This window comes from Brevundimonas sp. UBA7506 (genome assembly GCF_002479495.1).
Taxonomy (GTDB): Bacteria; Pseudomonadota; Alphaproteobacteria; order Caulobacterales; family Caulobacteraceae; genus Brevundimonas.
The window spans coordinates 807180-817089 of record NZ_DLNQ01000005.1; the positions used below are offsets into that span (position 1 = coordinate 807180).

The following is a 9910-nucleotide window of genomic DNA, read 5'->3' on the forward strand; positions in this document are numbered from 1 at the left end:
GCGTCAGGCCGAATATGCGGGCAGACGAGCGATGAAATGGCCCTTCACGCCTTCCGGCCAGTCCCGATAGGGCACCGCCCCCTCCGGACTGTCTGCATAGAGACGGGCGAAGTCGATGATGGCCTGAGCGTCCTGATCGGTCGGCGCGAAACGTCCGGCCAGATAGGCAGGCTTGCCGGGCTGGCTCAGATAGACAGAACAGTGACTGGAGCAGGCCCACAAGCAGGCCTGCGGCTCGACCCGCAGTTGACCGGCGCCGACAGCCGCGACAGCGGCCTCAACCGCATTGAACAATAACTGCCCGCCCGTCAGGCCGGCGGCGTCCACCGGCTCCTCGCTCGAGAAGCGGCAGGTCGTGCAGACCACCAGACGCGCCGGCATCAGAACTCCACCCCGGCCTGGGCCTTCACCCCGCCGCGGAACGGGTGCTTCACCATCTGCATGTCGGTGACCAGATCCGCCGCCTCGATCAGTTCGGGCGGGGCGTTGCGGCCGGTGATGACGACGTGGGTGTCGGCCGGGCGCGCGGCCAGAACCTCCAACACCTCCTCGACCGGCAGATAGTCGTAGCGCAGGGCGATGTTCAGCTCGTCGCAAACCACCATCTTCCAGTCCGGGTCCATGATGCGGGCCCTGGCGGCGTCCCAGGCGCGGCGGACGTTGGCGATGTCGGCCGCGCGGTCCTGAGTGTCCCAGGTGAAGCCCTCGCCCATGGGCCGCATCTCGACCAGATCGGGAAAGGCGTCGAACAGGTTCTGTTCGCCCGTCTCCATCGCCCCCTTGATGAACTGGATGATCGACGTCTTCATGCCGTGGCCGATCATGCGACAGACCATGCCCAGGGCCGCCGTCGTCTTGCCCTTGCCGGCGCCGGTGTGGACGATGACCAGACCCCGCTCGACCGTTTTGCTCGCCATCATCCGGGCGCGAGCGGCCTGAACCTTCTTCATCTTCTCGGCGTGGCGAGTGTTCAGATCGGCTTCGGTCATCAGCGCGAGGCTCCTTGCGGCGACAGGTCCAGTTCGAAAGGCGCGCCCCAGGCGGTCTCGGCCCCGCGCCCGATAGCGGCGACGGCGCGGACCATGTCGCCGTCGCGGTTCAACAGATCGTCGGCCAAGGCCACGATCAGGGGGTTGGGCGTGGCGGTCGGGGCGACGGCGCGCAGGTGCTCAGCCCACGCCTGTTCCCTACCCCCTTCGGAGCTCGCGCAGGCGACGACATAGGCCGCCGCCGTCGAACGGCTGACCCCCGCCCAGCAGTGGATCAGCATGGGTCGCGTCCCGTCCCAGCCCTCGGCGAAGGCCAGTAGGGCGGCGATGTCGGCGTCGCTCGGCGGCGTCAGCCCTTCGCGCGGCGCGGCGATGTCGTTGAACCGCAGGTCCAGACGATACGGTGGCGCGTGGGCCAGCGGCGCATCGACATGACCCGGCGAGGCCAGACTGATCAGATGCGACGGCTGATGCGCGGCCACCAGGCCCGCGACCTCGTGCAGAGGGGCGACGATCAGCTTCATCCGCCCGCCAGCCCGGCGACGGCCAACAGGAAGCCGACCTCGAACGCCTGCTCGACGGCGCCCAGAACATCGCCGGTGCGGCCCCCGATCAGCCGCCACGCCAGCCAGGCCGGAACGGCGGCGGTTAGCAGGCCCAGCGCCACGCCCCCTGCCGCTGTGACCGGCGCGAAGAAGACCAGGGGCCATAGGGCGATCAGAACCGCCACCGCCAGCCCGCCCCACGAGGCGCGATCCGGCCTGCCCTCCTTGGCCATACCGGGATCGCCGCCATAGGGCATGATCGTCATGGCCGCGACCGCCGCCGCACGACCCAAACCATGCGCAGCCAGCAGTGCGACCGCCGCAAACAGGGGCGAGGCCTGCGTCAGCATGGCCAGCGCCGCCACCCGCAAGGCCATCGTCAGCCCCAGCGCCAGCGCGCCATAGGAGCCCAGTCGGCTGTCCTTCATGATCTCCAGCCGCCGCGCGCGGGTCAGACCGCCGCCGAGGCCGTCCGCCGTGTCGGCCAGCCCGTCCTCGTGAAAGCCGCCGGTCAGGGCGATCCCCGCGCCGACGGCCAGCAGGGCCGCGATCCACGGGCTCCAGACCTGGGCCGCGCCATAGAGGATCAGGGCCGACAGCCCACCGACGATCTGGCCCACCAGCGGGTAATAGCGCGCGCTCTGCTGGATCCATTCCGGCTGGAAGCCGGCCAGTTGCGGCGTCGGGATACGGGTCAGGAACTGCACCGCACAGACGAACAGCCGTGCTTCTTGCCGGATCATCCCGCCGCCTCCAGCACATCGGAGAGTTCCGCGACCTCGGACAGCAGGGCGCAGGCCGCCTGAACCAGAGGCACGGCCAGCAGGGCGCCGGTCCCCTCGCCCAGCCTCATGTCCAACGCCAGCAAGGGTCGGGCGTTCAAGGCCTTCAGCATCAGCCGGTGACCCGCCTCGGCCGAGGCATGGGCGAACAGGCAATAATCCCGCGCGGCGGGCGCCAGGCGAACGGCCAGAAGCGCCGCCGCCGTGCCGATGAAACCGTCAACCAGAACCGGAACCCCTGCCCGCGCCGCCGCCAGCACGGCCCCGGCCATCATGGCGATCTCATAGCCGCCGAACTGGGTCAGCACCTCGAACGGCGCCTTCGCGTCCGACCGCGCCGCCGCCTGAGCCAGAACCGCGCGCTTTCGCGCCATGCCCTCCGGCGAATGACCCGCCCCCTGGCCCACGCAATCATCCAGCGGCGCGGGCCCAAGTCGGTGCATCAGCAGGGCCGCCGAGGCGCTGTTGCCGATGCCCATCTCCCCCAGAGCGATCAGGTCGGCGCCGCTGGCGATGGCGTCTTCAGCCATCCGTGCGCCGGCCAACAGCGCCGCCTCGGCCTGAGCAGACGTCATGGCCGGTGCGACCGAGGCGTCCGCCGTGCCCGGCGCGATCTTGGCGTGGATCAGCCTCACCCGGTCCGAAAGGTCCGCCGCCACGCCCGCATCGATCACCCGAACCTCGGCCCCGACCACGCGGGCGAAGGCGTTGGCGCTGGCCTTGCCCGCCAGCAAGGTGTCGACCATGGCCACGGTGACGCCGGACGGAAAGGCCGCCACGCCCGAGCGCGTCAGACCGTGGTCCCCCGCGAAGACCAGCAGGACCGGACGCTCGACAGCGGGTCTCAACCCTCGCTGGATCAGGCCCAGCGTCAACGCCAGTTCCTCGATCCGGCCCAGGGCGCCCGGCGGCTTGGCCTTGGCGTCCAGCCCCGCCTGCAAGGCGGGCTCCAGGGTCCGATCCAACCAGGCAATGGCGAACAGGTCAGTCAACCTCAACGCGGCCATACGACGCCTCCGGCGATCAACAGCAACATCAGGACGGCGCACGCGACGCCATAGACGCGAAGACCACGTCGCAGATCATGGGCGCGCGGCGGCGCCCAGTCGCCGAAGTCAGGGCGGTGGGTGGTGATCCCGTCGTAGCGAACCGGCCCGCCCAGCCTCACCCTCAGCGCCCCCGCCATGGCGGCCTCGGTCCAACCCGCATTGGGCGAGGCATGCTTGCGAGCGTCGCGCCACATGATCCGCCAGCCCTGCCAGCCGCCCAACGCGATGAGGCAGCCCGCCATTCGGGCGGGAATCCAGTTCATCACATCGTCAGTCCGCGCGGCCGCCCAGCCAAAGGCGCGCCAGCGCGGCTCCATATGGCCGATCATGCTGTCAGCGGTGTTGACGGCCTTATAGACGAACAGCCCCGGCAAACCGCCGACCACGAACCAGAAGACGGGCGCCACCACGCCGTCGCAGAAGCTCTCGGCCAGGCTTTCCAGAGCGGCGGTCGCGACCCCGCCCTCGTCCATCGCCTCGACGTCGCGGCCGACGATCATGCTGACCGCCAGACGCGCAGCCGGAAGGTCGCCTGACGCCAGGGGCTTGGCGACAGCGCGAACGTGATCAAACAGACTGCGCGCCGCCAGGCCCGTCGCCCCCCAGATGACGACGATCGCCAAGCCCGGCCAGAAGGGCGCGGACGCGGCCAGCCGTTCCAATCCCCACCCGGCGCCGCCCGCCACGGCGGTCAGGATCAGAACGGTCACGACGCCGAGCGCCCGTCGTGCCTTCCCCGAACGCTCCGGGCCGTTCCAGGCTCGCTCCATCCCCGCGATCAGACCGCCGACCCAAACCACCGGATGCGATAGGCGGCGCGGCCAGCCGATCGCGCCCTCAAGCAAGAGAGCTCCGGCGACGATCCATGGCGTCGGCGCGCTAGCGGGCACGGCCGACCATTTCCAGCACCGGACCGCGCACGCCGGCCAGGGTGTGCGCCTCGACGCCGTAGGCCGCCTTCAGCACCTGGGAAGACAAGGCCTCGCGCGGCGGCGCATCCGCCAGGACGCGCCCCTCGGCCAGAACGATCACCCGGTCGGCCACGCGCAGCGCCGCGTCAAGGTCGTGCAGGGTCAGGATGACGCCCCGCCCCTCTTCATCCGCCAGCCGCCGGAACAGGTCGCAGGCATCCAGCACATGGCCCGGGTCCAGCCCCGCCAGAGGCTCGTCGGCCAATAGCCACTGCGGGTCGCCCGCCAGGGCTCGCGCGATCAGGACCCGCGCCCGTTCGCCGCCTGACAGGGTCGAGACGATCCGGTCAGCAAAGTCCTCTACCCCCGTCACCGCCATGGCGCGGCCCACCGCCGCCCGGTCCTCGGCGGTCAGCCCCCAGGCGCCGACCCAGGGGGTGCGGCCCAGACCGATGAAGGTGCGGCCATCCACCGCCCAGGCGATCTCGGCGTTCTGGGGCAGGTAGGCGATACGGCGCGCCCGTTCTCGCGACGGCAGGTCGCGCAGGGGGCGTTCGTCCAGCGTCACCCGCCCGGCGTCGGGCCTCCTCAAGGCCGCCAGACAGTCCAGCAACGTGGATTTGCCCGCCCCGTTCGGTCCCACCACCGCCGTCACCAGTCCCGGCGCAAAGGCCGCGCCGACGCCGCTCAGCACCGCCTTGTCGCCCAGACTGATCGACAGATTTTCCGCGCTCAGAAGGCTCACGCCAGCTTCCTCCTCATGCCGATCAACAGGGCCAGGAAGAAGGGCCCGCCGAGCGCCGCCATGGCCACGCCCAGCTTGATCTCGGCCGCCGACGGCGTCAGCCGCACCAGAATATCCGCCGCCAGAACAAGCGCCGCCCCGCCCAGCGCGGAGGGCAGCAACAGGCCGCCGGGCCGCGCCCCGATCAGGGGCCGCAGCAGATGCGGCACGATCAGGCCGACGAAACCGATAGACCCCGTCACCGCCACCGCCGACCCGACCGCCAGAGCCGCGCCCAGCGCCAGCATCAACCGCCCGACGTCCAGCCGAACCCCCAGCGAGCGCGCCCCGGCTTCGCCCAGGGTCAGGGCGTCCAGCGTCCGCCCCTGGGTCATCAGCAGCAGGCAGCCCAGGACCATGCCCGGCGCCGCCAGCTTGAGTTCGACGACGCTGCGGTCGGCCAGCGACCCCATCAGCCAGTTGACGATCTCGTTCACCGCCCAGGGATTGGGGGCCAGGTTCAGCGCCAAGGCCACCCCGGCCCCGGCCATGGTCTGGATCACCACGCCTGCGAGGATAAAGGTGACGACGCTGCTGGTCGCCCCCGCCAGCGCCATCAACAGGATGACTCCGGCGCCCGCCCCGATCATGGCCGCGCCGGGCAGGACCCAGGGGCCGCTGGCCGCCGCGCCCAGATAGAAGGTCAGCACCGCGCCCAGCGCCGCCATGGTCGAGACCCCCAGCATCCCCGGATCGGCCAGAGGGTTGCGCGTGTAGCCTTGCAACGCCGCCCCCGTCAGGCCCAGGACCGCCCCGACCATCAGGGCGAGAATAGTGCGCGGCAGGCGCAGTTCGAACAGGATGGCCCAGGCGGGATCGCCCTGGCGGCTGGCCCAATCGCTCCACGGCACCCAGACGCGCCCCGCGCTCATGCTGGCGACGGACAGGACCGCGATCAGGGCCAGCAGCCCGATCAGGATCAAGGGTCGCTGTAAGGTCTTCATAGGGCCTCCAGCGCCGTGCGGCGCGCCTGAGCCAGGGCGGCGGCGGTCTGGATCAGCACCGGGCCGCCGCAGTAGAGCAGCTTCTCTTCCAGTTGCGCCTGCACCATCCGACCGGACAGGGAGGCCAGGGCCGGGTGACGCATCACCCGGTCGGCCCAGGTCCGCGATCCTTGAATGGGGACGCCGCTAAGCAAGACCTGCGGCGGATCCGCCAGCAGACGCTCGACCGGCACATTGCCCCATTTGCCCAGGCCATAGCGCCCGGCGACGTTCTCGAACCCGGCGCGGGACATCATCTCGTCCATCAGGGTGCCGCGCCCGGCGGCGAAGCCGTTGGGCTGATAGACGAGGGCTTTCAACGGTCGTGATCCGGGCGGCGGCGCGGCGGCGGCGATGGCGGCCTCGATACGGGCGATCAGGGCCTCGCCCCGCGCCGGGCGACCGACCAGACGGGCCACCTCCCGCACCTGATCCAGACTGGCCGCCACGCTGTCGGGGACGGCGAACAGTTCGGTCGGGATGTTCATGCGGCCCAGGGCGTTGCGGGTGGCCAGGGCGCTGTGACGACTGGTCAGCACCAGATCAGGCCGCAGGGCGATGACCTCTTCCGCTGTCTCCCAGGTGAAGGGCAGCGTCCTGGCCACCTCGGAAATGGTCGAGCCGACCGGCTCGCGCGCATAGTGGCTGAGGGCCGCGATCTGCCCCCTGTCGGCGACATGAACCAGAATGGCGTCGAGACAGGCGTTCAGCGACACGACCCGTCGCGGGGCGGCCCCCGCCGCGGCCGGGCCGGCGACCATGGCCGCCCCCGCGCCGGCCAGAGCGCCCGCCAGCGCCTGTCGCCGCGTCGTCCTCATGCGAAGGTCTCCAGCGCACGCATCAGGCGCGGCAGGTCGCGCTCGCTCGGCACGCCGAACCTCAGACCGTCCGGCGTATGATCGAAGGGCCGGGTCAGAACGCCCAAGCGGCACAGATGCTGGAACCAGAGCGCCGCGTGCGGCGTGCGGGTCATGCGGAACAGGCTGGTCCCGCCGACGATATGGAACCCGGCCCGCGACAGGACGTCGTCCAGCCGGTCGGCCCGCTCGGCCAGGGCCGCCTCGGTGCGCCGCCGCCAATCCGCGTCGGCATAGGCCCCCCGCCCCATGATCAAGGCGTCGGCCCCGACGGGCCAGTCGCCCAGCAGGGCGCGCAGACGCGCAATCAGACCCGGCGCGGCCAGCATGAAGCCCAGCCTCACCCCCGCCAGTCCATAGAACTTGCCGAACGAGCGCAGGACGATCAAGCCGGGTTCGACCAGGTCCGACACGCTGTCGCCAGGCGCGCATTCGATGAAGGACTCGTCCACCACCAGCCAGCGTCCCGCCGCCGAACGCTCGCGCGCCATAGCGATCAGGTCGGCCCGCCGGGTCAGACGGCCGTCGGGATTGTTCGGATTGACGATGACGAGCACGCCCGCCTGCGACGTCGCCGCCTGATCGGGAGCGATCAGGCGCGTCGCCACGCCCGCCGCCCGCCAGGCCTCGGCATGGGCGCCGTAGGTCGGACCGACGATCTCGACCGAGCGCACGCCCAACAGCAGGGGCAGAAGGCGGATCGCCGCCTCGGCCCCGGCTGCCGCCGCCGTCCGCTCCGTCGCACTGCCGAACGCGGACGCCGCCGCCGTCTCCAGCGCGGCCAGGGCGCCGGGATCGGGCAAACGGTTCAACTCCGCCTCCGGGGCGCGCGGACCGCGCCACGGCTCGGGATTGATCCCGGTGGACAGGTCCAACCAGGGCCTCGGCGCGTCGGGATAGGCGGCGGCGGCCTTCATCAGACCGCCGCCGTGCCGGGTCGCCGTCGTCACAAACGCGGCGTCATGCATGGGATCAGAACCGGATGCGAACGCCGCCGAACACGCCCTGCCCCGGCGTGCCGTAGTTCAGGACCGTCTGATACTCTTCGTCCAAGGCGTTCTCGATCCGACCATAGACTTCGAGGTTGTCGTTGATCGGATAGGAGGCGCGGATGTCGACCAGGGTGTATTCGCCCACGACGACGGTGTTGGCGTCGTTGTTGAAGGTCTCGCCCACATAGCGCACCGCCACGCCGGTCTTCAGACCCACCGGCCAGGCGTAGTCGGCGGCGAAGTTGGCCATGTGCTCGGGGCGACGCGTCAGGCGCTTGCCGTCCGTGGCGCCCGAGGCGCTCTTGGCGTCGGTCCAGGTGTAGTTGGCGCTGACATTCAAACGCTCGGTCACGTCCACGCGCCCGATCAGTTCGACGCCTTGCGCCTCGGTCTTCTGAACGTTGCGGTAATAGCCCCAGCGGCCCACGCCGTTGACGGTGCACAGCGGATCGGTCGAGGGCGTCGAGCAACCGTTGTAGCGGATCTCGTTGTCGGCCTGACGGTTGAAGTAGGTCGCCGACACCACGGCGCGGTCGAACAGGCGCTGCTCAACGCCGACTTCCCAGCTGTCGAACTCTTCCGGCTGCAGCGTCAGATTGCCGTATTCGCTGTAGAGCTCATACAGGCCCGGCGCGCGGAAGCCCTGGCCCCAGCTGGCGCGCACGACGGTGTCGCCGTCGTTCAGCGCCCAGGCCGCCGCGACCTGACCCAGCAGGTTGTCGCCATACTGGGCGTGGTCATCGTAGCGCAGGCCGCCGGTCAGGGTCAGACCGTCCAGCACCGTCCACTGAACCTGGGCATAGGCGCTGTCGAGGTCGGCTTCGCCGCGCGCAAACGCCGGGTTCAGGTTGAAGCTTGAGGGCGAACGCGTACGCATTTCCGAACGCTCGCTCTCGATGCCGAAGGTGGTGTTCAGCGTCTCGGTGACGGCGAACGTGCCCTGATATTCCCAGCGGCGGTTCTCGCCCGCCGCGTCGAAGGTCAGAGGCTGGACCGTAGTCGCGGGATTGTAGTTGAGGCGGTTGGTGTCGGTGTAGGCATAGCCGATCCGGTTGCGGAAACGGCCGTCCAGCAGGTCGAAGTTGAGGCCGGCGTAGCCGACCAGTTCCTTGGTCTTGCCGTACTCGCGGCTGTCGCCGTTGAAGGCGTCGAAGTCGTTCTGGCCATTCGACCAGACCGAGCGCAGGTCCAGCGAGACGGCGTCCGTGATCTTCAGGTTCAGGCGGCCCGACAGGCCGGTGTTGGTGTAGCCGTCGTCCTCGGTCCCCTTGGCGAAGGCCGAGAAGCCGTCGGTGTCATAGCGGCTGGCGGCCAGACGCCAGCTCAAGCGGTCGTTGGCGCCGCCGACGCCGCCACGGAAATAGGTGGTGCCGCGCGCGCCGGCTTCGGCGTCGAAGCTGCCTTGCAGCGCTTCGGTCGGCTCAGCGGTGACGATGTTGACCACGCCCCCAATGGCCTGGCTGCCCCACAGGGTCGACTGGGCGCCGCGCAGCACCTCGATACGGGCCGTATCGCCGACCAGCAGGTTGCCGAAGTTGAATCCGCCCTGCGTCGAGGACGGGTCGTTCAGCTTGACCCCGTCGATCAGGACGACGGTGTGCTGGCTCTCGGCGCCGCGAATATTGACGCCCGTCGAGGTGCCGACGCCGCCGTTGCGGGTGAAGCTGACGCCCGGCGTCTGGGCCAGAAGCTCGGCCACGGCGGGGGTCTGGCGCGCGTCGATGGCGGCCTGGGTCAGGACGGTGACCGAGGCCCCGACACGCTCGACCGGCTGGGCCGAACGGTTGGCGGTCACGATGACGTCGGCCACGGCTGTGGCGCCGGCGCGGCCGGCCACGTCAGGCGCGGCGGCCTGCTGGTCGGTGACTTCGGCGGCGAAGGCGGGGGCGGCGGCCAGAAGGCTGGCGGCGGCCAGGGTGGCGAATGCGGTCCGGTTCATTCCGGTTCTCCATATGACGACGCCGCGCCGGACCGGCCTTCGCCCGGATGAGCGAAAGCGGCCGCTGACGCGGCTGGTT

11 protein-coding genes are annotated in these 9910 nt (G+C 70.4%); all 11 read right to left on the reverse strand.

From position 1 onward, the window contains the following. Positions 1-3: 3 nt before the first annotated feature. The 11 genes from B3K53_RS05870 to B3K53_RS05920 are packed head-to-tail and all read right to left on the reverse strand — an operon-like array spanning position 4 to position 9831. Positions 4-381, reverse strand: a complete 378-nt coding sequence (locus tag B3K53_RS05870) for a DUF1636 domain-containing protein (RefSeq protein WP_292083185.1) — start codon at positions 379-381, stop codon at positions 4-6. Further along, a complete protein-coding gene (gene cobO, locus B3K53_RS05875) occupies positions 381-989 on the reverse strand; it encodes a cob(I)yrinic acid a,c-diamide adenosyltransferase (RefSeq protein WP_292083186.1) in 609 nt (202 codons plus the stop codon). The genes B3K53_RS05870 and cobO overlap by 1 nt, the downstream gene beginning before the upstream one ends. After that, positions 989-1513, reverse strand: coding sequence for a tyrosine phosphatase family protein (locus B3K53_RS05880; RefSeq protein WP_292083188.1), 525 nt, complete (start codon positions 1511-1513; stop codon positions 989-991). Before B3K53_RS05880 ends, cobO begins: the two co-directional genes overlap by 1 nt. Further along, the gene (locus B3K53_RS05885) at positions 1510-2277 is read right to left on the reverse strand and encodes an adenosylcobinamide-GDP ribazoletransferase (protein WP_292083189.1); all 768 of its coding nucleotides are present in this window, start codon (positions 2275-2277) and stop codon (positions 1510-1512) included. Before B3K53_RS05885 ends, B3K53_RS05880 begins: the two co-directional genes overlap by 4 nt. After that, positions 2274-3323, reverse strand: coding sequence for a nicotinate-nucleotide--dimethylbenzimidazole phosphoribosyltransferase (gene cobT / locus B3K53_RS05890; protein WP_292083190.1), 1050 nt, complete (start codon positions 3321-3323; stop codon positions 2274-2276). The genes B3K53_RS05885 and cobT overlap by 4 nt, the downstream gene beginning before the upstream one ends. Continuing rightward, complete coding sequence (cbiB, locus tag B3K53_RS05895) at positions 3311-4255, reverse strand: adenosylcobinamide-phosphate synthase CbiB (RefSeq protein WP_292083191.1); 945 nt, start codon at positions 4253-4255, stop codon at positions 3311-3313. The genes cobT and cbiB overlap by 13 nt, the downstream gene beginning before the upstream one ends. Then, entirely contained in the window at positions 4245-5021 is a 777-nt protein-coding gene (locus tag B3K53_RS05900) for an ABC transporter ATP-binding protein (protein WP_292083192.1), read from the reverse strand. The genes cbiB and B3K53_RS05900 overlap by 11 nt, the downstream gene beginning before the upstream one ends. After that, entirely contained in the window at positions 5018-6004 is a 987-nt protein-coding gene (locus B3K53_RS05905; RefSeq protein WP_292083194.1) for a FecCD family ABC transporter permease, read from the reverse strand. The genes B3K53_RS05900 and B3K53_RS05905 overlap by 4 nt, the downstream gene beginning before the upstream one ends. After that, positions 6001-6861, reverse strand: a complete 861-nt coding sequence (locus B3K53_RS05910) for an ABC transporter substrate-binding protein (protein ID WP_292083196.1) — start codon at positions 6859-6861, stop codon at positions 6001-6003. Before B3K53_RS05910 ends, B3K53_RS05905 begins: the two co-directional genes overlap by 4 nt. Next, entirely contained in the window at positions 6858-7868 is a 1011-nt protein-coding gene (cobD, locus tag B3K53_RS05915; RefSeq protein WP_292083197.1) for a threonine-phosphate decarboxylase CobD, read from the reverse strand. The genes B3K53_RS05910 and cobD overlap by 4 nt, the downstream gene beginning before the upstream one ends. A 4-nt stretch (positions 7869-7872) precedes the next feature. Beyond that, a complete protein-coding gene (locus tag B3K53_RS05920) occupies positions 7873-9831 on the reverse strand; it encodes a TonB-dependent receptor plug domain-containing protein (protein ID WP_292083198.1) in 1959 nt (652 codons plus the stop codon). Positions 9832-9910: the final 79 nt, after the last annotated feature.